The sequence below is a fragment of the Vibrio sp. J383 genome (assembly GCF_023503985.1).
GTDB classification, from domain to species: domain Bacteria; phylum Pseudomonadota; class Gammaproteobacteria; order Enterobacterales; family Vibrionaceae; genus Vibrio; species Vibrio splendidus.
Genome location: NZ_CP097294.1, coordinates 2,018,865 through 2,044,092 on the forward strand (window position 1 = coordinate 2,018,865; position 25,228 = coordinate 2,044,092).

20 protein-coding genes are annotated in these 25,228 nt (G+C 44.4%); 10 read left to right on the top strand and 10 right to left on the bottom strand.

Going from position 1 to position 25,228, the window contains the following annotated elements:
- Positions 1-150 precede the first annotated feature (150 nt).
- Positions 151-342 carry an OmpA family protein gene (locus M4S28_RS25315; protein WP_249633772.1) on the top strand — a complete coding sequence of 64 codons (192 nt, stop codon included), beginning with the start codon at positions 151-153 and terminating at the stop codon, positions 340-342.
- 35 nt (positions 343-377) lie between these two features.
- Positions 378-788, top strand: coding sequence for a hypothetical protein (locus tag M4S28_RS25320; RefSeq protein ID WP_249633213.1), 411 nt, complete (start codon positions 378-380; stop codon positions 786-788).
- 75 nt (positions 789-863) lie between these two features.
- On the opposite strand, the gene M4S28_RS25325 is transcribed toward M4S28_RS25320, so the two are convergent.
- Entirely contained in the window at positions 864-1,862 is a 999-nt protein-coding gene (locus M4S28_RS25325; RefSeq protein WP_249633214.1) for an AraC family transcriptional regulator, read from the bottom strand.
- A 133-nt stretch (positions 1,863-1,995) separates the two neighbouring features.
- On the opposite strand from M4S28_RS25325, the gene M4S28_RS25330 reads away from it, so the two are divergent.
- The 6 genes from M4S28_RS25330 (at position 1,996) to M4S28_RS25355 (ending at position 8,792) form a co-directional block, all read left to right on the top strand.
- Positions 1,996-2,346 (top strand): MFS transporter, encoded by a 351-nt coding sequence (locus tag M4S28_RS25330; protein WP_249633215.1) that lies wholly within the window; start codon positions 1,996-1,998, stop codon positions 2,344-2,346.
- The gene (locus M4S28_RS25335; RefSeq protein WP_249633216.1) at positions 2,340-3,563 is read left to right on the top strand and encodes an HlyD family secretion protein; all 1,224 of its coding nucleotides are present in this window, start codon (positions 2,340-2,342) and stop codon (positions 3,561-3,563) included. The genes M4S28_RS25330 and M4S28_RS25335 overlap by 7 nt, the downstream gene beginning before the upstream one ends.
- Positions 3,564-4,275: 712 nt before the next feature.
- Positions 4,276-5,514, top strand: coding sequence for a cytosine permease (gene codB / locus M4S28_RS25340; RefSeq protein WP_104215501.1), 1,239 nt, complete (start codon positions 4,276-4,278; stop codon positions 5,512-5,514).
- 9 nt (positions 5,515-5,523) lie between these two features.
- Positions 5,524-6,801: a cytosine deaminase gene (locus M4S28_RS25345; protein WP_249633217.1), complete on the top strand. Its 1,278-nt coding sequence runs from the start codon at positions 5,524-5,526 to the stop codon at positions 6,799-6,801.
- A gap of 360 nt (positions 6,802-7,161) precedes the next feature.
- Positions 7,162-7,374 (top strand): transcription antiterminator/RNA stability regulator CspE, encoded by a 213-nt coding sequence (cspE, locus tag M4S28_RS25350; protein WP_004730009.1) that lies wholly within the window; start codon positions 7,162-7,164, stop codon positions 7,372-7,374.
- 401 nt (positions 7,375-7,775) lie between these two features.
- Positions 7,776-8,792 (top strand): GGDEF domain-containing protein, encoded by a 1,017-nt coding sequence (locus M4S28_RS25355; protein WP_102501515.1) that lies wholly within the window; start codon positions 7,776-7,778, stop codon positions 8,790-8,792.
- A gap of 189 nt (positions 8,793-8,981) precedes the next feature.
- Here the strand turns inward: M4S28_RS25355 and M4S28_RS25360 are convergent, their stop codons facing one another.
- Positions 8,982-9,578 carry an aldolase/citrate lyase/malate synthase family protein gene (locus M4S28_RS25360; RefSeq protein ID WP_054547138.1) on the bottom strand — a complete coding sequence of 199 codons (597 nt, stop codon included), beginning with the start codon at positions 9,576-9,578 and terminating at the stop codon, positions 8,982-8,984.
- 268 nt (positions 9,579-9,846) lie between these two features.
- Here M4S28_RS25360 and M4S28_RS25365 point away from each other — a divergent pair, with 268 nt between their 5' ends.
- Complete coding sequence (locus M4S28_RS25365) at positions 9,847-11,277, top strand: DUF3612 domain-containing protein (protein WP_029222687.1); 1,431 nt, start codon at positions 9,847-9,849, stop codon at positions 11,275-11,277.
- Between the two features lie 555 nt (positions 11,278-11,832).
- On the opposite strand, the gene M4S28_RS25370 is transcribed toward M4S28_RS25365, so the two are convergent.
- Entirely contained in the window at positions 11,833-13,416 is a 1,584-nt protein-coding gene (locus M4S28_RS25370) for a DEAD/DEAH box helicase (RefSeq protein ID WP_054543020.1), read from the bottom strand.
- A gap of 164 nt (positions 13,417-13,580) precedes the next feature.
- A complete protein-coding gene (locus M4S28_RS25375; RefSeq protein WP_249633218.1) occupies positions 13,581-14,936 on the bottom strand; it encodes a diguanylate cyclase in 1,356 nt (451 codons plus the stop codon).
- Positions 14,937-15,219: 283 nt separating this feature from the next.
- Here M4S28_RS25375 and M4S28_RS25380 point away from each other — a divergent pair, with 283 nt between their 5' ends.
- Positions 15,220-16,368, top strand: a complete 1,149-nt coding sequence (locus M4S28_RS25380) for a DUF3541 domain-containing protein (RefSeq protein WP_249633219.1) — start codon at positions 15,220-15,222, stop codon at positions 16,366-16,368.
- A 153-nt stretch (positions 16,369-16,521) separates the two neighbouring features.
- Here M4S28_RS25380 and M4S28_RS25385 read toward each other — a convergent pair whose 3' ends face one another.
- The 6 genes from M4S28_RS25385 to M4S28_RS25410 form a co-directional block, all read right to left on the bottom strand.
- On the bottom strand, positions 16,522-17,139 hold the full coding sequence (locus tag M4S28_RS25385; protein WP_249633220.1) for a class I SAM-dependent methyltransferase: 618 nt from the start codon (positions 17,137-17,139) through the stop codon (positions 16,522-16,524).
- A complete protein-coding gene (locus tag M4S28_RS25390) occupies positions 17,139-18,392 on the bottom strand; it encodes a sensor histidine kinase (protein WP_249633221.1) in 1,254 nt (417 codons plus the stop codon). Before M4S28_RS25390 ends, M4S28_RS25385 begins: the two co-directional genes overlap by 1 nt.
- Positions 18,389-19,099, bottom strand: a complete 711-nt coding sequence (locus M4S28_RS25395) for a response regulator transcription factor (RefSeq protein WP_249633773.1) — start codon at positions 19,097-19,099, stop codon at positions 18,389-18,391. Before M4S28_RS25395 ends, M4S28_RS25390 begins: the two co-directional genes overlap by 4 nt.
- A gap of 172 nt (positions 19,100-19,271) precedes the next feature.
- Entirely contained in the window at positions 19,272-22,460 is a 3,189-nt protein-coding gene (locus tag M4S28_RS25400) for an efflux RND transporter permease subunit (RefSeq protein ID WP_249633222.1), read from the bottom strand.
- Between the two features lie 2 nt (positions 22,461-22,462).
- On the bottom strand, positions 22,463-23,719 hold the full coding sequence (locus tag M4S28_RS25405; RefSeq protein ID WP_249633223.1) for an efflux RND transporter periplasmic adaptor subunit: 1,257 nt from the start codon (positions 23,717-23,719) through the stop codon (positions 22,463-22,465).
- Positions 23,716-25,164, bottom strand: coding sequence for a TolC family protein (locus M4S28_RS25410; protein ID WP_249633224.1), 1,449 nt, complete (start codon positions 25,162-25,164; stop codon positions 23,716-23,718). The genes M4S28_RS25405 and M4S28_RS25410 overlap by 4 nt, the downstream gene beginning before the upstream one ends.
- Positions 25,165-25,228 lie beyond the last annotated feature (64 nt).

A 25,228-nucleotide genomic window follows, 5' to 3' on the forward strand; every position in this document is an offset into this window, starting at 1 on the left:
GTTTGCCCTGTAAGGCCACACAGCGCTCTAATGTAACCATTGGGGATTCGGATTTGAAACAGAATATTACCGACTAGACAGTTCTATTTACTCACCCTTAACGGCATCGCTATCGTACTTGGCGAATACCCTGATACGCGCATAGAGATCATTGGTCACACGGATAGCAAGGGTAGCGATATATCCAATCAAACTTTATCTGAGAAACGAGCTAAATCAGTCGGCGATTACCTGGTAAACCAACAAGTACCTAATGGCCGATTTAATACGAAAGGCTACGGTGAACGCTATCCTGTTTGTGAAAATCAACCGCAGAATGTCGAGCGCGTAACCGTCGTGTAGAAATCAATATTTTTTCAATGAAATAAGGCAATTCGATGTTTTTTAATAAATACCTCAAACCATTTTTGATTGTTGGTGGCATAGTCACCATGTATGCAGGCATCTATGCTATCGACCCAGCATGGGCTCTCATGGATATAAATAACCTGCCTTTCGATTCAAACTACGTATTTTTGTTTCGTCATTGGGGCATCATGGTTGGACTAATGGGTTTCTTCATTGCGTTATCAGCATTTAAACCTAGCTGGCGCGAACCTATTGTTCTCTATTCATTTCTTGAAAAATTATTCATGGTCTACTTATATGTGAGTAACTTTTTCAACCCAGAAACAGCACATTTGAATGCGAGCTTTATTCCATTCGCCATCACAGACATCATCATTTGTACTTACACACTTGGCTACTGGTACGAAAACTACAAGCTAAAAAAAACAAGCAGAGCTTAAATAAATAGGCAGTATCTTCTAAAGGAACTGCCTTCTTATGTACGCAAGGGTGAATCGAGAGTGCTCTGTTCACAGTTATTGATCTAAGCGCTCAATGTACTGCTTAGGAGTCAAGCCTCGGTGTTTTTTGAACATTCGGTTGAAACTCGCCACATTGGTATAACCTAATCTCTTCGCGACTTCTTCTATCGGCACCGAATACAATAACTCAACAGCAACATTGCTCAACGTATAGCCCATAACCGTGGAAAAATTAACGCCAGCTTTGTGCAGTTTTCGTTGGAACTGCTGTTCCGATAATCCTAGTAAGCTTGAGACTTTATGCAAAGTTGGCAACCCAAAATGACGGCTGTAATTGATCATCTCGTACACGACCTTGTACTCATCTTCTGCGTCCGGCATATTGAGATAATTGTCTAGGTCATGAAAGTTCATCGCCAGATTCGTTTTGCTGTTCGATGGCGACTGATTGATAGATAACCTCGATTCACTAGGGATCCAAACTTCTGTGCGCGGCTGCCCCCATTGAATCGTGCAGCCGAAATACTCTTGGTAAAGATCGACGTTATCTCGGTAGCCCGCAATTGATACTGCTACAGGTTTAAAATCGTGCCCTAAATATCGACGTAAAATCTTCATAATGAAAATTGCGACTCTTATCGAGTCATGCACTTTCCCCGTTTCTGAGTACGCAGGGTTGTCGTAGCACCATTTAATCATTGTCCCTACCTGCGCGCCGTATAAGAAAGCACCCGACTGCAAACAATGAAGTCCGATGTTGACTCTACGGATCGTCGAAGCAAGATCATGCCCTGAAAAAAACCAATTAGTTAACGGGCCTAACCTTTCAATATCAACTCGATCAGCCAATTTCAAAATGATATCCGGATCATTGGTTTGTAATTCCAACAAGCCAAACCATTTGTCGACTTCACTAACTGGAATAAGGTTCATTGAATTATTAAATACAGACTTCGGAATACCCAAACTGTCCGCATTAACCATAGGATTCGTCACAGCGTGCCGATAGATTCCCAAAATCCCTAATGCTCTTAAGAAGTTACAATTACTCACTAATGGCAGACCTTTATAAATTCAATGACAGATCAAATCATATAGATAGCATTATCGAAGTAATTAGTAAATTTACAACTTGCAAATCCTACACCCATCACACTCGGTGCATCATTTAACTTAGGATTTATCAATGAGTTTAGTAAGTGTCCCATTTGTCGGAACCGGCGCCGATACCGCTCTACACGTCGTAGCAGGCGTTGTATTGATCGCAACTATCGCTGCTGCATGTTACGGGTTCTGGCGTGTGCATGAATTACCAATCAATAAAGCTCACAGCAAAGAGCACCAACAACTCGGCTTAATCACCGCATTAACTTGGATTGGTTTTATCTGGCACTGGGTATGGGTACTCGCTGTCATCTTGGCCTTTGTTGATATGGAAAAAGCGATCATCAATCTGAGAGACACCTGGAAAGCGCCGACAAAGTCTGACGTTCAACCAGATCACAGTGATAAAAATGAGGAGAACCCAGCATGTTAGAAGGCTTAGCTATTTGGGCACTGTTCATTTACTTACTGAGATTGGTAGGTATGCCTTGGAACAAAGGTACCAAAGCGTTTGCTTATCTAGGGGGCACGTCTTGGTTAATGTTTGTTTGGGTTGGATTAATCAACTTCACTCCTATGGATCTCTCGGGTGGTTCAGTTGTCCAGTCTCCGCACATTCAATTACGTCCAGACTCAACAGCAGTCACAGGGAAAACCACCAAGGTTCACATCAGCCCAAACCAAGATGTGGTTGAAGGGCAACTTCTTTACGAAATTGATGACACCAAGTATGTAATTGCGAGAGACAAAGCAAGCGTTCAACTTGAATCAACGGAAGTCGCTTTAGACACTGCTCGCCAAGAAGTCAGCATTGCTAAAATTAGCTATCAGTCGGCGCTTGAAGACATTAAAACTTCTATTGCACAGATAGAGTCAGCAAAGACGGACTTAGTACTGCAATCTAAGACTCTCGATCGTTACCAGAAACAAAATAGCGTCGTAGAACATACGATTACTGAAACTGACATCGACCAACAAACAGCGAAGGTAGACTTAGCGACTCACAATGTCACCACGCTGGAATCTCAACTCAGTAAAAAAGAAGTCGATGCCAAGAGCGCGAAATTAAACATCCACAAAGCTGAAACCAACGTTAGCAAGAAACAAACAGAGGTCGATTCTGCCAAGGCAACACTGGCGCAAGCACAATGGGATCTTAACAGCACCAAAGTAACAGCGCCGACCGATGGCTTTGTTACGAACTTTATCCTTCGTGAGGGTCAACGAGTCTCAATGATGCCTCGTATCCAGATGTATACCGAAGAAAAGTACGTGTTGATGCGAGTCAATCACCAAGCAATTCGTAATATTAAAGTGGGCCAGCCCGCAGAATTTGCTACTGCGGTATACCCAGGAAAAATATTCTCAGCAACCGTTGAAGGCATTGTTGAAGCAACAGGTGAAGCACAAGCTAGCTTATTAGGTATTGATGAACAGGTTCGTGTAACCACAGGTCGAAACCTTCAGAACAAGCATCACTTTGTTCGCTTAAAAATTAACGAAGCGGAAGACTACGATATTCCTGTCGGCTCTGTTGGACTAGCTTGGGTAAGCGGTGAGAAGCCAACTAGCTTTATGGCATTCCTAGACGTAATACGAGGAATCATCATTCGAATGAAGTCTCAATTGTACTTCTTCTACTCCATCTAATACTTCTCTTAGATGCAACAATACAAAGCCCGTACTTTCTCAGATCGCACGGGCTTTCTAGGATCTAAACTTCAGAAGTAGCCATCAAAAATGAGAATTTAAGCAACATTCAACATTCTCTTTTATCTATTTTCCCCTCCACTAAACCACACTGGATCGCAAAATGCGATTGCAAAATGCAACCACCCATTACTAAAACGCGAAATAAACGCTTAAATACGCACCAGATTGCTATAAAACCGCCGTTTTTCGTGGTTTTAAAAGTTGGCACACTAACTGCAAAGTATATATTGACCCTTCTTAAGCCGAGGGTCACCTAGCCAACTGACGTTGTTAGTGAACCTTTCTTGTTCACGACATATATAGGCCAATTGCGATTATTGCGATTGGCCATTTTTTTGCCTGCAATTTAAGAAATATCGCCCGCCCAATATACAGACACCCATTCATAAACATAATAATCAACATTCATAGCCAACTATGATCAACAGATACCTGATGCGTTATAGAAAACGTTTTCTATTTATTTTAATTAAAAAAATACAAAACATAACCTTATGTTTTATATTGCTTTTAGTTCAACAACTGATTCCATACCGCTTTTATTGACAAAATTAGCATTGACTACGTGATTTATATCACCATAATGCGCACGTTTGCCTGCAATACGGCGACCGTTAAATTTAATTTTGATCATTTGCGGAGGTAAAAAATGGCTGCTGATAATAACTACAGTCTTGGGCCGGTTCCTACATCGGCTAGGAAAGGAGTTGCTTCACTCACCATGGTAATGCTTGGACTCACTTTCTTCTCTGCAAGTATGTGGACAGGTGGTTCACTCGGGACAGGCCTTTCATTCAACGATTTCTTCCTCGCCGTACTCATCGGCAACCTAATTCTCGGTATTTACACTTCTTTTCTTGGCTACATCGGCTCATCTACTGGCCTCTCTACTCACCTCCTTGCTCGTTTCTCTTTCGGTACTAAAGGCTCATGGCTTCCTTCTGCTTTACTTGGTGGTACACAAGTCGGTTGGTTTGGTGTGGGCGTGGCAATGTTTGCCATTCCGGTGCAGAAAGCCACGGGCATTGATACCAACACCTTGATTGTTGTATCAGGCTTGTTGATGACGGGTACGGTGTACTTCGGTATTAAAGCACTCATGGTGCTTTCAGCGATTGCGGTTCCTGCCATTGCAATTCTGGGTGGTTACTCAGTACTGACTGCGGTAGACAGTGTTGGCGGGCTAGAACAGCTACAACTGATTAAGCCTGAGACACCAATGGACTTCTCAATGGCGTTAGCAATGGTTGTCGGTTCATTCGTGAGTGCGGGTACGTTAACTGCCGATTTCGTTCGCTTTGGTAAAAAGCCAGCGAGCGCAGTGTTAATTACCATGGTCGCATTCTTCATCGGTAACTCACTGATGTTTATCTTCGGCGCGGCAGGTGCAGCAGCGACGGGTCTCTCTGACATATCAGATGTGATGATTGCACAAGGACTACTTCTTCCAGCCATCATCGTTCTAGGCTTGAACATCTGGACAACCAATGAAAACGCACTTTATGCGTCAGGTCTTGGTTTATCTAACATCACAGGTCGCTCAAGTACTACAATGTCTATCATTAACGGTATCGTAGGTACGATTTTCGCGCTTTGGTTGTACAACAACTTCGTCGGCTGGTTAACCTTCCTTTCGCTGGCAATTCCACCCATTGGTGGCGTAATCATCGCCGACTTCTTTGCGAACCGTAAACGTTACAAAGATTTTGCAAAAGCAGAGTTCCAAACCGTTAACTGGGCTGGCATTATCGCGGTAGCAACAGGCGTAGCCGCCGGTCACTTCCTTCCTGGCATCGTTCCTTTGAATGCCGTGTTTGGTGGTGCAATCAGTTACCTCGTGCTTAACCCTCTATTGAATAAAAACGCTCTGAAATCTCAGGCCGCTTAAGGACACACTATGACAACCTTATTAATCAAGAACGCGAAGCTTCAAGACCAAGACGGCTTGAAACAAATCCTGATTGAAAATGGTCAATTTTCTCGCATTCTCGATAATGACGCACCAGTCAATCATCAAGGTGACATCCTTGATGCTGAAGGTGGCATTGCAGTTTCTCCTTTCTGTGAACCGCATATTCACCTAGATACTACGCAAACGGCTGGCGAACCTAACTGGAACATCTCTGGTACTTTGTTTGAAGGTATTGAGCGTTGGGCTGAGCGTAAAGAATGGTTATCAATCGAAGACGTAAAGTCTCGTGCGAAACAAACACTGAAATGGCAGATTGCTAACGGTGTTCAACACGTGCGTACCCACGTTGACGTATCTGATCCAACGTTAGTTGCATTACGAGCGATGGTTGAAGTTCGTGAAGAGATGAAAGAGTGGGTCGACATCCAGATCGTTGCATTCCCTCAGGAAGGCATTCTTTCATACCCTAACGGCAAAGAATTGCTTGAAGAAGCTGTGAAGATCGGCGCTGACGTTATTGGTGCTATCCCTCACTTCGAATTCACTCGTGAGTACGGTATTGAATCTCTGCACTATGCGTTCGAGCTTGCACGCAAGTACGACTGCTTGATCGACGTTCACTGTGATGAAATCGACGATGAGCAATCTCGCTTCGTTGAAACCCTGGCAGCCCTTGCTCATAAATTCGACATGGGTGATAAGGTAACGGCAAGCCATACTACAGCAATGGGTTCTTACAATGGTGCTTACGCATCTCGCCTATTCCGTCTATTAAAGATGTCTGGCATTAACTTCGTGGCAAACCCGTTAGTGAACATCCACTTACAAGGCCGTTTCGACGACTACCCGAAACGTCGTGGTGTGACTCGTGTTAAAGAGATGCTAGCGGCTAATATCAATGTGTGTTTCGGCCATGATGATGTGTTTGACCCATGGTACCCGCTGGGTACAGCGAATATGCTTCAAGTTTTGCACATGGGACTACACGTAACACAAGTTATGGGCTACGACCAAATCAACACCTCTCTTGATTTAATCAGCAAGAACTCAGCTCGTACATTGAACATCCAAGACAACTACGGTATTGAGGAAGGTAAGCCAGGAAGCCTGCTAATTCTTCCTGCTGACGATGGCTTTGATGCCGTGCGCCGCCAAGTACCAGTGCAGTACTCTATCCGCCACGGCAAGGTAATCGCAGAGACTCAGCCGGCGAAAACAAAAATTAATTTAGATAAAACTGAAGATATCAACTTCAAACGATAATATCGTCTATACTAATGATGAAAAGGAGGCTTAGGCTTCCTTTTTACTTTGTCACTGCGTGTGATTTTATAAAACTATCAGCTATTTCAGGTGGTTTTGTTAACGAATACAACATGACAAAAAAACTCGCTGATTTCTCAATCAATGAGTGTACAACCGGAAAGACTGTGTTAACATGCACTCGCTCTGTTAGCCGGAGTTATTTAAGTTAGATGAATAGTAAAAAATGACATGTAAAATCGTTACCCGTTTTTGTAAGTAGTTTTTCCTTATTTCTTAGCAACATTAAATAATTCAATTATCAGCGCATTGCAGTAATGCAATCAACAATTTAGAAAATTTATGAATAAGGGACAAATTATGTCTAACACAAATACTGGCACTGTAAAATGGTTTAACGAAGAGAAAGGTTTCGGTTTCATTTCTCAAGACAACGGCGGTGCTGACGTATTCGTACACTTCCGTGCAATCGCTTCAGAAGGTTTCAAAACTCTGAAAGAAGGCCAAAAGGTTTCTTTCGAAGTTGAAAACGGTCAAAAAGGCCTACAAGCAGCAAACGTTGTTGCTCAATAATTAGCTTTTAGCTAAAAAGAATTTTAAAGCGCTGATTTTTATCGGCGCTTTTTTGTATCTGCTCATAAATGTTTTCATCCTTTCCCTCTCTCGATTCAAATTTCTGGGTTACTTCTTCAATCGAGTTACTTCTCCAATCGATTCTGAAATCACAGTGCTCTCCCGAACTAAGGTTTTAATACAAAACTCAACTTATGTTCCATAGTGAATAACCAAAAATATGGTTAAAGAACAATCCATTAGACACCATTTATGAATACGCAATCGATATTCATAATAAAAATGAGTTATTTATCCAATCCTCATCTATTAATCATATAATTTTTAAAGCAAAGACCTCCGAAATCCGCTAACCTTGTCCACAAGTGGCTTGAGTTAGTTTGGTATCTGCAGTAAAAATAATGAAAAAAGACGAATTCCAGAAATCCACCGCTAATCTAAAAAAAGCGGTACCTCTTATGATGAAGAACAGAGTGTCTACCACACCTGCAAATTACGCACTTTGGTACACCTATGTCGATAATGCTATCCCACAGCTAACTAAAGACATGGATGGTATTTTAGAACACTACGGCATTTGTCCTCCAGCCGTTGGTGAACAGCTTTACAACAATTACGTTGCGAGCAAATCTGAAACCAATATCAACGATCTTCGCGCTAACCTAGAACTGTTAGTTTCTGAAGTTTCGAATTCAATGAATGATACTCTCACCGATACCTCAGCTTTCTCCGATATGATCGATCAAAGCTTCGAGGATTTGGCTCGTGTTGATAATGAAAGTTTATCGATCGACGAAGTCATGTCGTTGGTTCGTCAGTTGGTTTCTGAGTCTCGTCATATTCGTCACTCTACTCAGTTTCTAAATTCTCAGTTGCACTCTGCTACATCAGAAATTTCCAAGCTTAAAACCCAATTGGTAGAAGTGCAGAAAGATGCGCTCTTTGACAGTACAACGACACTCTATAACCGTCGCTCTTTCGACCGTGATATAGAAACCTTGTGTGAAGCGAAAGAATCTTTGTGTTTGATTCTTCTCGACATCGATCATTTTAAAAATTTCAATGACACCTATGGCCACTTGTTTGGGGATATGGTTCTTAAAGGGATAGCTCGCAAGCTGAAGTTAAGTTGCCGTGAAGGTATTTCTGCGTATCGATTTGGTGGTGAAGAGTTCGCACTCATCGTGCCAAACAAGTCTTTGCGTATTGCTCGTCAGCTCGCTGATACTAATCGACGTTCTCTAGAAAAGCTGTCTATTAAAGATCGTCGCAGTGGTCAACAAGTCGGCAGTATCACCGCATCGTTTGGTGTCGCTGAACTTGAGCCCGGTGAGTCGGCGCAATCACTGATCGAACGAGCTGATAAGCTACTTTACGAAGCGAAATCACTTGGCCGCAACCGAGTCATGCCTCTTTAAGGTTTCACAGCTGGTTCTGCTCAATAAGAACCCGTGAACGCGAACTGATATACATTTAAAAAAGAACAACAAAAAGCCCCAAAGACTAACTAGTACGTTAATCTTTGGGGCTTTTTCGTTGGCTATGTATATCGGCTTAGTACTTACTGGGTTCAAACCCTTCAGCGTTCCAAACCTTATCTCATGCGACTAAAGTTGATAGCAGTAATTCAGACAGTAATCTTCACCACTCTTTGCTCTAAACTCTTTATCTTCGCTGCATGCCTTTGGTTTGCCCTTTGCATCACCTTGAATCAAACTGATCCAGTGGCGCATTGCTGCAATGGTCTCTTCGCGCATTGTGGTCGTTGCTTCTACTGGCGATTGACCGAACGTGGTGCATGATTCTAACTGAATATCATCGATCTCTACCAATTCAATACACCCCGTCCCTTTATGACATCCAAACATCACTTCTAAGTGACTGCCACTGCCATCTCGGAACAAGATAGAGTCTGGGTCATTCTTCTCACCCATGTACGCTACAAACTGTTTAGGGTGCTTTAGGCCGCTGTGCTGACCATCTTTAAAGTAAGCCATGATATGGCGATAATCAACTACGTAGCTGGTTACGTCTTGATGTGAACCATTCTCTAGTGGGAACAGTCGATCAAGTAGCTGTTTTGCTTTCACTTGCTTCTCTGTTTGCTGGTTGGCACTGATTGTCTCCACGGCAAAGACAGCTTCAGCGATAAATGGTTTTGATTGTTTTTGGATTTCTGTTTTATCGAATGTAAGCATATTCATAGTCTTTCCCTCTTGACTAGCCCGGTGATAACCACCGATTTCTACAGCAAAAATGTGTCCTAGAGCAATTATTCCAAACTAACGTTTAACTTATTTGTCATTTTGTGAATTGCTTAGTTTGTAGATTAGCGCTTTTTTACATACAATTTCACAACAAAAATTTTACAATGTGAATTTTACAAATATGGCCTTGTCAAAAAGTTTAGTTCGTCAGTCTCATTTCCTAGGTACGAAAATACGTAACCTAAGAAAACGTAACCATTTAACGATGGAAGATCTGTCTGCGCGTTGTATTCGAATCAACCCAGAATACGCACCTTCCGTTTCTTACCTTTCAATGATTGAACGTGGAAAGCGTGTGCCAAGCATCGACATGCTGGAAGTGATTGCGCAGGTTTTTCAGAAGACCCCAACGTGGTTCCTCGACGACGAATCAGAACAACAAGCCATTGCACCTGACAAAGGGAATCGTGGTGGGATAAGTGGCATGGCACTCGAGCCTAGCTTTCTTTTCTCCAACGACATCCTGCAGATTGCGATTCCTGAAATGCTGTCACAAACGGGGATCTCTGGCCGTCAGTTTGCTCACCTCTTGATTAGGGCACACCAAGAAAGCAACCAGAACCACTTCCCTGACCTTGAGCGCGCCGCAGAGGAGGTTGGCCTAAAACGTCTTAACCTGAGCGTAGAAGACCTTATAGACATCGCTAGAACCCTTGGTATTAACATCCGCTGGGTTACGCGCACGCCGCAGGACGTGGTTGATGAGCTAGGAATTAATGCCAAGCAACTGGTTACTTCATTCTTTGAGCCTCCCGGTACGATCTTTTTAAACGAAATTCTCAAAGAGTACCCCACTCGTCTGAAATACGATCTCTCGGTTTATATCGGCCATTGCATTCTGCATAGTAAAGAAGGCCTAAAGAGTGTGTTGTCGGTCGGTAACAATAACACATGGGATGACAACCAGATTTCAGGCTCTTCACAGCTGAACTCTCAAGACATTCTGCAAGCGTGGCGAGACTTTGAATCCAGTTTCTTTGCTGGAGCTCTTCTGTGCCCGAAAGTCCCGTTTAGACAGCTGCTTGACCGCACAGGTTACGAAATAGACGTTCATAAGAGAGCGGGGGTTTCCCCCTCTGTTGCGATGCGTAGAATGACGGTAGTATCGCCCTACCCTCACTGGCACTACTTTGATGCTTATGGGCCGGGGAAGCTCAAGGCGGTATACCGCGGGAACGGGATTCCACTGCCTTGGGGGAATATGAGAACGGTCGCCGACCCATGTCAACATTGGGCAGTGTTCCGTCGATTATCAGAACCTCGGGCGGGTAGCTCAGCTCAGATCTCCATTTTGAATGTAGGAGATGAGCCAAGAATCTATTGCTGTGAATCCATCAATATGACGGATCCTGCGGGTAACAATCGTGTGTTGTGTGCTGGTATAGACTTAAACCCAGCGATTGATGCTCAAGGCGGTAATTCAAGAGATATTGCAGAGCAGCTTAAGGCGTCATGCGTTAACAATGGTGGCTCTGTGGTAATCCCACGTAACATCAAGAAAGATCTCACGACAATAGCCAAGATTCTAAATATAAATTGGATTGAACGTGGGATTGAGACAGAGGCTAGGCTTATCTGCTCCAGAGGTGGAGAGTGCCCTCGCCAACCAAGCTGTTACTCGAAGTGTGGTGAGTAAAAAAGTAAAACCAACAAGTAGAACTCAAAATTCAGGCAAAAAAAAACCAACCACAATAAAGGTGATTGGTTATATATTTTGTGTGAACAATATGGGTTCACTAACAACGTCAGTTGGCTAGGTGACCCTCGGCTTAAGAAGGGTCACCATTACTAATGCAGCATGCGTGCCAACTTTTAAAACACGTATTTACTAAGCATCTGAACACGTATTGGCCGTAAATCCCTGCTTGTTTTGCAAACTGGAATTGCAAATTGCAAAGATCCACAAAAACGCTAGTGATTATGTTGTTATTAATAAATCATTAACGAATCATTACCTTTCCTCTCAATAGCGTATTTCTTCTTGATTCAGTCGTTTTTACGGCCAAGAAATCACTTCTAATTCCCCAAATAATACCCATAAAAAAACGCGAACATTGAAATTCAATATTCGCGCTTATTCGAGTTAAATTGCAGAAATTCGCTAATAAACGAGAACCTTCTTAAAAAGTAATTCTCGTTGCTGAACCGCTACAAAGCTACCTTATCAACCTTTTGGTCTACCAAAGAGCTACTATTTCTGAGGTGCAGGCTTAGAACGGCTTCTAGATGGTGAAGGCTTGTTACCTGTAGGCTTATTACCTGCTGGTTTGCTCGAGCCATTACCGCCACCGAAACCAGACTTCTTAGGTTTACCTGCACCAGCAGGCTTACCAGAACTATTCGTAGAAGGCTTGTTTGCCGCATTACCACGCTTATAGTTACTGCCATTATTTCTTAAAGATTTATCATCACCCGCAACTGTTGAGTTGCTGTCAGAAGCTTTGTTGCCTGAGTTCGGCTTGTTCGCATTAGGCTTACGTTTAGGAGCAGAACCTGAACCAGAAACATGACGCTTGTTCTTACCTGCTGGTTTGTGCCCGCGAGCATTCTCGCCAGAACGTTGACCATCAGAGTGTTCACGTGTCTTTTTCGGCTTCTTAGGCTTAATCGGGCGCGAATCCAAACGAGATTCTGGCAACTTGTTTACAGGTGCAAAACCTTCAAGTTCACGGCGCTCAAGCACTTGCTGAATAAGGCGCTCGATACCAAACAGTTCACCCACTTCATCAGCACAAACCAATGAAATTGCTTTACCCACTTCACCAGCACGGCCAGTACGACCAATACGGTGAACGTAATCTTCTGATACGTTTGGAAGGTCGAAATTCACGACTTGAGGCAGTTGCGGAATATCGATACCACGCGCTGCGATATCAGTCGCCACCAATACTCGTACCTTACCCGTTTTGAAGTTCTCTAGGGCTTTAGTACGCGCGCCTTGGCTCTTGTTACCATGAATAGGAGCCGCTGAGATGCCTTGCTCGTCAAGGAAGTGTGAAAGCTTGTTTGCGCCATGTTTCGTTTTGCTAAACACAAGCACTTGTCGCCAATCATTATCTTTGATGAGCTTCGCTAGCATTGCGCTTTTTTTCTTTTTATCTACTGGGTAGATGCTTTGCTCAACAGTTGGTGCCGTTGAGTTTGCAGGGCTTACCGAGATTTCAACTGGGTTGTTGACTAAGCCTTTCGCCAACCCACGAATATCATCAGAGAACGTCGCTGAGAACAGTAGGTTTTGGCGCTTCTTAGGTAGAAAAGCCAAGATCTTACGGATATCGCGAATGAAGCCCATGTCTAGCATGCGGTCAGCTTCATCTAGCACTAGAATTTCTAGTTGATCAAAACGCACAGCATTTTGGTTGTATAGGTCAAGTAGACGACCCGGTGTTGCTACCAGTACATCACTACCTTTACGCAGTTTTTGCATCTGAGGGTTAATTTTCACACCACCAAACACCACCGTAGAAGTAAGAGGTAAGTTAATACCGTACTTCACTACGCTGCCATTTACTTGCGCAGCAAGCTCACGGGTTGGTGTTAGCACTAGCGCACGTACTTGGTTTTGACGTACGCGAGGGCCTTTTGACAACATTTCAAGAATAGGTAGCGTGAAGCCTGCAGTTTTACCTGTACCTGTTTGAGCAGCGGCCATAACATCTTTGCCCGTTAGGACAGCAGGTACGGCTTTCTCTTGTATTGGTGATGGCTTATCGTAACCTTGTGCTTCAATAGCTTTAAGGATCGGTTCAGAAAGGCCCAGGGAGGTAAAACTCATAGATTATTTTCTCAGTTGAATAACATTTAGTATGAGCAACGCGCAGAAAGAAGTCGTTGCTACAGCTTTCGCTCATCAATTGGATTGATAAGGAGCAAAGCGCGGTATTCTGAGGCTTTTCCCCACATTCAGCAACTAAATTCTAATCACAGCTCCAATTCAACCTACATAACTTGCCGCTTCTGTTCGTACATTTTTTCATCAGCCGCTTTCAAGAGTGCATCGACATCATCGTAGTTATTGTTATGAATAACCCAACCAACACTGATTCGAAGATAAATTGAGTGAGTCTCATAGACCACTGGTGTCGTACATATCACCTTACGAAGTTTAGCCACAATCGACGATACATGTTGATCATCGATGATGCGTGGCAATAACACTAAGAACTCATCACCTCCTATCCTTGCCACGATGTCTGAACCGCGCAACTCACTCTTTATACGCTTGGCACATTCAACTAACACCTGATCGCCGGCCGCATGACCAAACGTGTCGTTGATCGCTTTAAACCCATCCAGATCGATATTGACAACCGCAAAGGTTCTCGCTCTCTGCTTTTGAGTGGTTTTAAATGCCTGCTTGAGGCTGTACATGAAGTATCGACGATTCGGTAACATCGTGAGCTCATCATGCATAGAACGGCTATCAGCAATTAGATACAGGCGATAAATAGTCATAAAGGCAATCGCTAGCACTAACATTATGGAGTAACCCACCAGCCTTACCGCTTGAACTCGATACCAAGGCACGTCCATCAATACATGCTCACTACCGGAGAGAGCAAGGTACCAACCACCGTAAGGAAAGCTCACCTGCTCGGTGGCAAACGCATTATCGAACACATCCTGGGTGCCATAAAAAACAGGGCCATCTTTACCCGAACTGTTGGCACCGCGAATTGCGAGTTCGTACTTGTTCTCGATTTTCCCAATTCCGACATCTTCAAACAGCTCATCTAAGCCAATAACAGCACTGGATACACCCCAATAGTCTTGATTAAAAGGTGGGTCTCGAAAGATCGGAGTTCGCGTAATGAGGGCTTGACCACCTTGAAACAATTCAAAAGGCCCAGCAATAAAAGTGTTACCGAGATTACGGGCTATCTCAACAGACTCCCATTGGTTGGGATAATCGCGATAATTAATACCAAGAATCTGCTCATTGCCTTCCATAGGGTAAACAAAGTTTAGAATGTCGTCTTTGGCGAGCCCAATAAGTCGAATATGGAAGCCATCTTGAATGATATTCTCAGCAATCTTGTCCCAATTCTTCACCTCACCATCAGGGTTGATGGTCACTAAGGTCGAGAAATTGTTGAGGATATACATATCTGACACGATCGCGGCTTCGATCCGAGAACGAATAATGGATAATTGTTTTTTTCCCTCAGAATACGATTCATTTTTAAGAAAAGTTAATTGCTTGGCGTGAAAGAACTCAATCGAGCTCACTATCGCAAGGAAAAAAAGAAAAGATACAACCTTAGCAGACCACTGCTTGCTAGAACCACTTGGCATTTACGAACCTCTAACACTTTTGTTCTATATACTGCCTTATAACGGCTCATTTCTGGCTTATTGCTCCAGTATGCCGCTAAGTCACTAAAAATCTATACTAACGTCTACTATCTATCAAATATTGTGCCATTCATCACTTCAGGTCTGTTGGTTATACTAATTGATTAATCAAAAAGGGTTAGTGAACCTTATAAAGCTTACATTGTATTGACTCAAACCTTACATTAATGGATTCATCGATGTTATTTTACATAGACTATTAATCAGCTTGGTACCTCACGACATGAAGCTAAAAACGATTACACTGTGCACATTACTATCAGCCTCAGTTACGGTCGCTGTTCACGCACAAGAGAACGCTCTGGCGACAAATGTACCGAGTATTCAAACCCAAGCAGATTCTCTCAACTCTCATGAACAACCTTTCAAACAATCTGCAGACCTCATTCGTACGACCTACGAAAGCCAGCTTTACACTCTGCCTGCATTCAAAGAAGGTCATTACGGGCTGCGCATGTATCGCCAAACATTAGACGATAAGTATTCTGCTGCGGTATGGAGTGACATGGCACGAGTGGCAAGTAAGCTCAGCACCCTGTCGAATGACGTTCATACCATGGAACAAATCGTACTCTACTCAGAGAAGCGCGTTGCTTCTTATGTTGGCGACAACGATGAACGCAGTGTTCGACGTTACAACATCACCAAGCACATGCCAGAATACCTTTATCTTGGTGTTGATCTCCTTGGCTCTATGGCGCGTGCCAATGAATACGGGTTAGAGCACAAGAACGATGCTAAGCTGCGTGAGATCATTCGTCGCTATGACTTTTCACGATACGTGACCAACGAAGACATGGTGAAAGCGTGGGCGGCTCAACTCGCCAATCAAGTCTACTGGCTGCGCCAATTAGGTGAACAAGATGTCGTTGATGAGTTTGTCGAAACCTTCAAAAAAGCATACCCAGACGATGAAGATAAGAAGCTTTCAAGTCAGCAATTTGGCAACAAACTCTATGGCATGACACACGTCATCTTTGGCGATTCCGAGTACTATCAGCATCAAGTGAGCGAGCAAGATCATCAATGGATCTACGATTACTTCAGAGAAAACATCGATACGATTCTGCTGCGTGCGAAAGAGGATGTGATTGCTGAGGTTGGATTAACCTTCTTACTGGCAGGTTTAGAAGATGACCCGGTTGTCGAAAAGACTCGGCTCGCGATTCAAGCTTCTATCGATGAGAAACAAGGCATGATCCCTTCTATCACTGGTGATTTTGATCTTGAGTACGGTGAACACCGCAACGTGCTAGCAATCATGCTACTCGATTGGCAGCAAGTGAATGAAGCGCCGACCTATGAAGGCAACCCTAAGGTGTTTACTAACATCCCTTACGGACTTATTAAAAACCAACCACCGAAGAACTAGCAGCATACCTAGGCTGATCTTAGATACTTAGGTTGGTCATAGAACCCAAAAAGCCGCATACCTTTCAAGGCCTGCGGCTTTTTACTGTTTGCTGCGTCAGTACTCGTATCAAAAGTTGTTAATATCAAAACCTGCGTAAAGATAAAGACGACATCAAGCCCCTGTCTTGGCTTTGTTCATCACTATCGTGAAATCCCCTTCTGCATAGCCTTCTATCAGAGAGACATCATCACAGAGCGTTTTACAGAAACGATAGACACCTTGAGGGTGATAACTCATCAAAGTATTACGTGAAGGATATTGGTTTGAATTGAGAAGATTAAAAATCACCGTCTGATTCGCCAACTCAAACATACGAGTAATCATATTTGTCAGATAGTCAGGATCACGAGAGATGTAGTTCAGTGAACCACTAGCGATAACAATGTCATGCGCCTCAAGGCTCATTTTGCTCATGTCTCCCGACAAAAACTGACAACGGTCTTCTGTGTAATTCAGCTTAGCCTTTTTTAGAAAGCCTGCATGTTGATCAACACCGGTGTAAGATTGAATTCGATAAATGCTGTCGAGCAGTTCAAACAACTCGCCATAGCCACAACCCAAATCTAAAACACTCTTCTTTTCGAAATCAGCCGAACGAGCGATCACTTCAAAGCGACACAATTGACTCTCTTCACTAGTCCAACCTAAAGCTTTAGCCTTGTCGCCATTCGAGCGGTTAGTCTGTTTTCGATGATAGCGATACACCTTCCAACGATCGAGCCAGTGCATTACGAGAAATCCACCCACACTTCACGGCCACCAGCCAGCTCTTGGTTATGGTATTGCCATTGATATTGCGCGAGCAGCTTCTCGGTGAGCTCTAGCCCTAAACCAAAGCCGAGATGGTTGTCTTCTACCGTACCGTCGGTATTGTGATTGACGATGGTGACTTTCGAACCTACTTGAACGATATCGACAGTGCCGCTTCCTGTGTGTTGGAAGGCATTACGAATCAAGTTGGTCAATACAATTCGGGTGAGTCCCAGGGGTAACTCACAGCGCGTATCGTCGCTTTCAAGGTTCACAATCACAGCCTTTCCACTCAGTAAGTAGGTTAAGTCGTGGTTAATCTGTTGCAACATATCGCTAAGATGTATGTTTTCCAGAGGCAGGTCTTTGTCTTGTTGTCGAGTTAGCCACAACAACGTCTCTGTAAGGTCTGTCATGGTGAAACCCGCACGCTTAATTCGGTCTAGCACTTCAAGTTGCTTTTCTGGGCTCTTACCTTTTTGAATCAGCTTCTCTAACAGCTCACTGTTGGTTCTTGTCACAGCGATAGGTGTGCGTAACTCATGGCTCGCGTAACCCAAGAACTTCTGCTCTCGTTCTAAACTGCTTTGAACCGAACTTAAGCTATCACGAATGATGTTAGCCAAGGTGTTCAGCTCACTGAAATGAAAATCGGGAGTGGGTTCATTAAGGTTGTCTTTGTCTAACGACTTAGCCCAATTTTTGAGTTGTTCAACTGGCGATGCGACTTTCCGCAATATCAAAATTAACATGATAAAAAACAGGATAATTGCAGCTAATCCAGTCAATAGGATCGTGACAAAATGCGGAAGCGCATCGTTGTCGATGAAGTGATCTTGCCTTTGAGTAAATACCGCAGAAACATAACGAGTCTCATCGTCTTTCATTACCTTCATCGCAAAATATCCTTCCTTAGGTGGCGAGAAGATGGATTTACCAACAATCATTTTAGTGATGATATTGAACTGAAGTTCATCCTGCTTGAGGTTGCTTTGAATACTTTGTGGCAAGTCACTCCATTGCGTCGCTACAGTAAATTCTTGGTTGGTCATCGGCTTGCCTGGTTTCACCGCGTCTTGCTGAGCTTGAGCAATCATAGAGCCACGCATCGCGACATCCATACCGGAAATAAAGTAGTTTACGCTCAATGCAGACAGAACCAGAATCGTCGTGACACCTGTAACCAGAATCGCCAACAAAACGTAGATTCTTAAACTTGGTCTGATCTTCATTCTTGTCGTAACTCCTTAATCGCAAACCCTTTGCCCGCAATAGTATGCAGTAGCTTATTGTCTTGTTCTGCATCCACTTGTTTACGCAAATTAAAGATGTGAACTTTCAAGCTATTGCTGTCAGGTTGGTCGTCGCCCCACACGCTCTGCATGATCGTCTCGCGAGAAACAGGATTAGGGCTAGAGCGCATCAACACTTCTAAGATTTTGAGTGCCGTTGGTGAAAGCTTGAGAGGTGAGTTCGCACGATAAGCTTGATGTTGTTTAAGGTCGATCTCCAAATCACTCACCGATAAGCGACTAACCTGACCACTGCGTCGTTTGGCCAATACTTGCGCTCGAACAATCAGCTCTTCCATCGCAAATGGTTTGATCAAGTAATCATCAGCCCCTTTTGAAAAACCCGTCAGCTTGTCATCAAGCGTATCACGCGCCGTCAACATCAATACGGGTGTGTCTATACCCTGTGCTCTAAGATTTTCACACACTTGCAGACCGTTCATTTTGGGTAGATTGAGATCGAGTATCACCGCGTCATAACGATTGGTTTCGATAAGGTGGAGCCCTGCTAAACCATTAGCTGCGTGATCACACTGGATGTCTTCTAAATCGAGGTAATCGATGACAGCCGTCGCCAAATCGAGGTCGTCTTCAACCAAAAGCAATTGAAGCTTATCTGTGAGTTTATTAGTGACGGATTCTGCCATCATGACGACCTCTATTATTCCCTGTAATGGGGTAACTGTTAGTGAATAAAACTGATGCCGCTAAGACTAATGTCGCTGAGAGTAAGCCAGCGAGCCTTAATCCAAATGTATTTAACCTAGATGCCACCAAGCTATATCATCTTAGTCTTAATAGCATCTAGCCTAGCCTTTATTAAGCGGTTTGTTCAACGCCTTTAACTCTATGAGTCACTTTAAGTATCAGTGACTTAATTTCGCACTGAATCATTAATAACGCTGGAGTCAAAATCAACGTAATGAACGTAGCAAACAAAATACCATAGCCTAACGCAGCAGCCGCTGGAATAAGGAACTGAGCCTGTAAAGACGTTTCGCTCAACAATGGCGTTAAACCTGCGAACGTGGTAACCGATGTCAACAACACCGCTCTTAGTCGACCAGAACACGCTTCAACAATCGCATCGTGAACCGACTTGCCCTGTTCTTTGATTAACTCATTGAAACGAGAAACCAACAACAAGCTGTCATTCACTACCACACCGCTCAACGCTAAAATACCGTTTAACGATAGGATACTGATTGTTAAGTCATTCCACCAGTGCCCTAAAATTGCACCAACAATACCAAATGGAATCGCTGTCATGATGATTACTGGCTGAATGTAAGACTTCAGCGGGATAGCAAGCAGCGTGTAAATAGCAATCATGGCGAGTACAAACATGCTCATCATCGAGCTAGCCGTTTCTTCTTGCTCTTCTGTCTCGCCTGCAAAGTCGACCGTTAGTCCCGGATATTGCGCTTCTAGATCCGGTACTAATGTCTCTTGCAGCTGATGAACCAGCTCAGCAGGTGCAACCACGTCTTTGTCCAATACTGCGCTGATGTACACCGCACGCTGGCTATCAATGCGTGTGATCTCTGATACTTGGTAATCAGAATATACTTTAGCGACTGTGCTCAAAGGTACCACGGTACCGTCGTTGGTTCTCACGCTCGATTGCTTGATATCGGCAATGGTTTGACGATCCGATTCTGGGTAACGAACGCGGACTTTCACCTCATCTTTACCACGTTGGAATTGCTGAACGATGTCACCACCAAACGCCTGCAGCACTTGCTGTGAAAGACTTGCAGTATCGAAGCCTAACGCGCGACCTTGCTGTGTTAATTCGAAACGATACTGAGGCTCACCCAGATCCAAGTTATGATCAATGCCACTCACACCATCAATCGATTGAAGTTTGGTTAAAAACTCATTGCCCGCTGCCGAAACTGATTCTTCATTCCACGCTTTTAGCTCGACTTTGAAGTTATCGACCATTTCCATTTTAGACAATATTTTAAGCTTCTTAACCCCTTCCATTTGGCCAACAGTCTCTTGCCACGCATCTGCAAACTCGTTCGATGTGTAAACACTGTCGCTATCTAATTCAATTTTAACTTGGCCAGAATCATCAGCATCGGCGATAACCTGAAGGCTCAGCAGTTCCGATGCTTCATCTTGAGCACCGTATTGCGCTCTCAAAGTTTCATCTGTTTGTGTCGCCGCCGCTTCAAGTACTAATAAGTTTTGTTGGGTTTGGCCAAAACTCGCATCGTTTTGCATCGACATGTCGGCAGTCACAGTGTCGCCCGGCATATCTGGGAAAAACGCCACGCGAACCGCGCCTGTCATTGGTAGTCCGGCCACTAAGATTAGTAGCGACAAGAAAACCATCACCACGGCATAACGCAGCTTTAGCGCCCATTCAATCACAGGGCAATAGATGCGCTTATTAAACCAACCTAGCCCAGTATCGGCAGCATGTTGAACACGAGCCCACAGCCCCTTTTTGTCGCTGCGCTTGGTATTAATGTGTGCGAGGTGTGATGGCAAAATGAATTTAGACTCAACCAAAGACAATAACAAACAGATAGTCACGACGGTGCCAAATTGAGCATAAATCTGCCCCATTTTACCTTCAACATTGGCCAATGCTAAAAAGGCAACGACGGTCGTTAACACACCAAATATAGTTGGTGACGCCACCTTCATGGTCCCACGAATGGTACTGCCTATCGAGTCCCCATCTTCTTTGCGTGTGGAATAGATACTTTCTCCTACCACCACCGCGTCATCGACCACAATTCCGAGCGCCATAATGAAACCAAAGGTCGTCATTTCATTGATGGTTAAGCCCATGAAGGTATCTGTCATGAAAAACATGGTGCCAAAGAATACAAACGGTAAACCTGCAGCCACCCAGAAAGCGACACGCACGTTTAGGAATACCGCTAACACGATGAACACCAAAGCAATACCGGTGAGCGCGTTTTTCACCAACAGGCTCAAGCGGTCTTTGATCATGGTGCTTTTGTCGTACCAAGTTTCAATCTCGACATCATTAGGCAGCATGTTGGTGTTTTCCCAGCGCTCCACCACTTGTTGAGCCTGTTCAACGATGCTGACGACGTCTCCGTACTCATCCATCACGATCTGAATCGCCATCGCATTCTGTTGGTTGTAACGAGAAAGCATGAAGGTGTCATCGGCAAACATGTCTTCAACGTTAGCGATGTCACCCAATGTAATTTGAGTGCCATCAGTGGTCGTCATCACCGGAATCGCGTTGAAATCTTGCAGTTCGTACGCCTGTTCAGATACCTTCAAACGAACCGTTTTTTCACCATTGCGAAGGCTGGTCGAAATAGCTGCAGAAGATTCCGCATTGATCGCTTCAGAAACGTCAGTCAGTGTTAATCCATAAGCTTGGAGCTTGTTCTCATCAACCTCGACCGAGATCATAGGATCAGCTTTGGCTTTGATCTCTAAGTCACGAATCGCCGATTGGCTCAACAAGTCTGACTTAAGTTGATCCGCTAAGCTCTGCAACGTTGCTCGATCTGCATCCCCATAAAGCTGTACCCATAAGGCGTGATCTTGCATGCGAGCCTTATCAATCACAGGATTGTCAGCGCCTGCAGGCAGGTTATTGATCGCATCAACCTTGGTTTTAACGTCAGTTAACAGGGTATCAAGATCATAGGTACTCGTTTTTTCAATAGAAACGTGACTGCCATTCGCGTCGGAAGTTGACGTAATACGCTTAATGCCCGGTACGGTTTCTAACGCATCTTCAATCTTAATCGCAAGCCCTTCTTCCGCCTGAACAGGGTCACCACTGTCATAAGTCACTGAAACAGTGACAACATCGGGTTCTAGGCTCGGGAATGCTTCTTTACGTAACGTGTTAAGCGACAACACACCAATGATAATCACGCCCACTAACAGTAAGTTCGCTGCCACAGAGTTGTTAGCAAACCACGCGATTACGCCAGTATGTGGTTTATCCGACGTCTGGTTAGTGCGTGCTTGGTTATTAGGTTTCAGCTCGTTAGACATAACTAACCCTCCGCCTTAGCCAGCACAACCATGCCTGATTTAAAGCTGCTTAATGGACGCTTGACCACTTGCACACTGTCACTATTTGATTCTGTAAGGCTATTTAGCTCGGTAGAGTTGCTCAGTTTGGTTGGGTCGATGTAAATCAAACCGCCCTTTTCAAACTCAACATTCGCGTTTGATTTAGAAAGCAGACCGTTGTCGTCTACAAACCACAGGTCACCCTGCTGCGAAAGTGCTGAGGCTGGAAGCTCCCATAATTGGTTTAATTGCTTACCCGAGATCGTTGCTTGTACGAATGTACCTGGATAAAGATCTTTCTCTTGCTCCAAAGGGTTATCGACTTTCACGATCAATGAGCGCTGACGTGTGTCTTGTTGTAAGTGCTGCTCAACTCGCTCGACATAACCTTGCCATTGGAATTGACCATCAGAACTCGATAGAGTCACTGGCCACGGCTGCTCTTTCAATTGCGTGTTATCGCTGATGGGTAGGCTCAACCATTGGCTTTCAGAAAGGGGAACAGAGACCTCAACCTCATCAACGCTGTATAACGTGGCTATCTGATCGCCCGTTTGTGCGTAGCTTCCCGGTTGAACATCACGGCTCACGACCAACGAATCAAAAGGGGCAACCAAGGTTGTTTTTTCAAGGTCTTGCTCAGCCTTTACCAGCTCAAGCTTGGCGTTCTCTAAGGCCGCTGTTACTTGTGCCAGTTGTGGTTCACGCAACACCAAAGGAGAATCAGGCTCGCCAGACAAACCAGAGCGTTGCCATTCAGACTTAGCTTGTTCGCCTTGTCTCTGTTCTTCCAATAAATCCAATTGAGCTTGAGCCACATTCGCCTTGGCTTGGGTTACCGCTTGTTGATAGCTGGTCGAATCGATATTGGCGATCACGTCACCTTGGCCAATCACTTGCCCGGTTTCGAACTGCGAGCTGATTGCTTCTACTCGGCCACTAACTTCTGTTGAAAACATCAACTCATAGCGCGACTTCGCTTCTCCGTAGCCTACCACTTCCGCTTGGTAGTCTCCGAGAGTGGCGAGTACGACAGACACTTGCTGTTGTTGCGAGACTGCTAAGGTGGTCGTTTCAACAGACTTAGTTTCAACAACCATGACTTGAGACTCTGAAACCGTTAATTCATTCGTCTTTTGAGGAGTAAGCTCTGTTTGTGAACCGTTGTAAGCGAGGGCAGCAAAAATGCTTGAACCCGCAACAAGGGTGATTGCAATTGTGATGGTGTTCAGTTTCATGAAGATACTCCTAAGCCCAGAGCTAGGCCTAAATCAATTCGGTTTACGAGACGGTTATAAATGGTTTGTGTTAGCTGCGCTTCAAGGTCATAGGTTTGTTGCTGAACAGTAAGTAGATCAAAAATGTCGACCAAACCCTGACGGTATTTCTCTTCATAGCTGGTGAAGCTGCGTTGTGCGCTCACCAAGGCGTTCGTTAGGTGTTGCTGTTGAAGCGTTAATGACGACTCTTGACCCATTGCGTTTTCCACTTCATTCACCGCATTCAACAGAGTTTCTTGGTAAGCCCAGTAGCTGGTTTCTGTGGTTAGATCTGCAATCTCAGCCTGTGCTTTCAGCTTGCCACCCTGGAACAGTGGTGCCGACACTTGACCAAGCGCACTCCACAAAGGCCCAGTCAACAAGGCTTCACTCGGAGATTCCGCCATATCAGTTAGGCTTGCTGATAAGCTGATAGACGGTAGCATCGCTTTGTATGCAGCATCAGCACGCAGTGTTTCTGCTTCAATATTGAAGAAAGCCGCTTGAAGATCCGGACGCCCTGCCAGATCTTGCGTCGGCATGTTGTCTAGCGGGTTAATGATGGTTGGGAATGAACCGAGTTCAGGTATTGAAGCTAGATCAGACTCGCCACTCCACTGTCCTGTTAACAGAACCAATTCACGGCGACTTTGTGCAAGTTGCTCGCGGTAATCGGCTAAGGTTGACTGAGTCGATGCGCTGCTGGTTTTGGCGTTATCTAAATCTTCAAGGCTACCTAGCCCTGTGCGATAACGTTCTAAAACCAGCTCTTCGTTATTTTCTAGAATCACCAAGCGCTGCGTTTCAATATCAACAAGCTGCTGCTTCAAACTGATATCAAGCCAACTTCTCATCACACTCGCGACCAAAAGATCTTGAGTGCCCTGAAGGTTAGCCTGAGACGTCGCAATGTCTTTTAAAGCGGCGTTGTTTGTGTCTGCCAGCTTCTGCCATAGATCTAGTTCCCAACCAACCGTCACATCTGTGGTGTAGGTTTCAGTGGTGCTTGAGCCGTTAGTGCCTTCATCAGCTTGACCAGAAAAGCTCGCATCGACGGTTGGTAAGCGGTCGCCAGACGTCACACCTTGCTGTGCATAGGCAATTTTGAGTGCTGTGATACTTTGTTGAAGGCTTGGACTGTTCTGCAGAGCGCGCTCGATATAGAGATCGAGTTCTGGTGCATTCACGAGATTGGTGAGCTGTAGGTTCTCAGTTTCCAGATCTTGGCCATTAGAAGCATTTTGATCCAAAGCCTGTTCATAAGAGGCTTGTTGGATCAGCTCTGAGAGCAAGCTTTGCTGCGTCTGATTAGTCTTTTGTTCGGCTAGCGATACGTAATCAGCTTGACTGGTTGAAGTACAACCGATCAAACCTATTAGAGCGAGCGCGATAACGGAATGTTTTAAAGGAAGATTCAATTTCATCTTCTTGTCTCCTGTAAGAATGGAGACAAGATAACGAGTTCGGGGTTAAGAGAGGGTTAAGGCC

Bases quoted from the DNA above. Each gene is read 5' to 3' on its own strand.
- M4S28_RS25320 (WP_249633213.1), top strand. From the start codon at position 378: ATGTTTTTTAATAAATACCTCAAACCATTTTTGATTGTTGGTGGCATA.
- M4S28_RS25330 (WP_249633215.1), top strand. From the start codon at position 1,996: ATGAGTTTAGTAAGTGTCCCATTTGTCGGAACCGGCGCCGATACCGCT.
- M4S28_RS25335 (WP_249633216.1), top strand. From the start codon at position 2,340: ATGTTAGAAGGCTTAGCTATTTGGGCACTGTTCATTTACTTACTGAGA.
- codB (WP_104215501.1), top strand. From the start codon at position 4,276: ATGGCTGCTGATAATAACTACAGTCTTGGGCCGGTTCCTACATCGGCT.
- M4S28_RS25345 (WP_249633217.1), top strand. From the start codon at position 5,524: ATGACAACCTTATTAATCAAGAACGCGAAGCTTCAAGACCAAGACGGC.
- cspE (WP_004730009.1), top strand. From the start codon at position 7,162: ATGTCTAACACAAATACTGGCACTGTAAAATGGTTTAACGAAGAGAAA.
- M4S28_RS25355 (WP_102501515.1), top strand. From the start codon at position 7,776: ATGAAAAAAGACGAATTCCAGAAATCCACCGCTAATCTAAAAAAAGCG.
- M4S28_RS25360 (WP_054547138.1), bottom strand. From the start codon at position 9,578: ATGAATATGCTTACATTCGATAAAACAGAAATCCAAAAACAATCAAAA.
- M4S28_RS25365 (WP_029222687.1), top strand. From the start codon at position 9,847: ATGGAAGATCTGTCTGCGCGTTGTATTCGAATCAACCCAGAATACGCA.
- M4S28_RS25370 (WP_054543020.1), bottom strand. From the start codon at position 13,416: ATGAGTTTTACCTCCCTGGGCCTTTCTGAACCGATCCTTAAAGCTATT.
- M4S28_RS25375 (WP_249633218.1), bottom strand. From the start codon at position 14,936: ATGCCAAGTGGTTCTAGCAAGCAGTGGTCTGCTAAGGTTGTATCTTTT.
- M4S28_RS25380 (WP_249633219.1), top strand. From the start codon at position 15,220: ATGAAGCTAAAAACGATTACACTGTGCACATTACTATCAGCCTCAGTT.
- M4S28_RS25385 (WP_249633220.1), bottom strand. From the start codon at position 17,139: ATGCACTGGCTCGATCGTTGGAAGGTGTATCGCTATCATCGAAAACAG.
- M4S28_RS25390 (WP_249633221.1), bottom strand. From the start codon at position 18,392: ATGAAGATCAGACCAAGTTTAAGAATCTACGTTTTGTTGGCGATTCTG.
- M4S28_RS25395 (WP_249633773.1), bottom strand. From the start codon at position 19,099: ATGGCAGAATCCGTCACTAATAAACTCACAGATAAGCTTCAATTGCTT.
- M4S28_RS25400 (WP_249633222.1), bottom strand. From the start codon at position 22,460: ATGTCTAACGAGCTGAAACCTAATAACCAAGCACGCACTAACCAGACG.
- M4S28_RS25405 (WP_249633223.1), bottom strand. From the start codon at position 23,719: ATGAAACTGAACACCATCACAATTGCAATCACCCTTGTTGCGGGTTCA.
- M4S28_RS25410 (WP_249633224.1), bottom strand. From the start codon at position 25,164: ATGAAATTGAATCTTCCTTTAAAACATTCCGTTATCGCGCTCGCTCTA.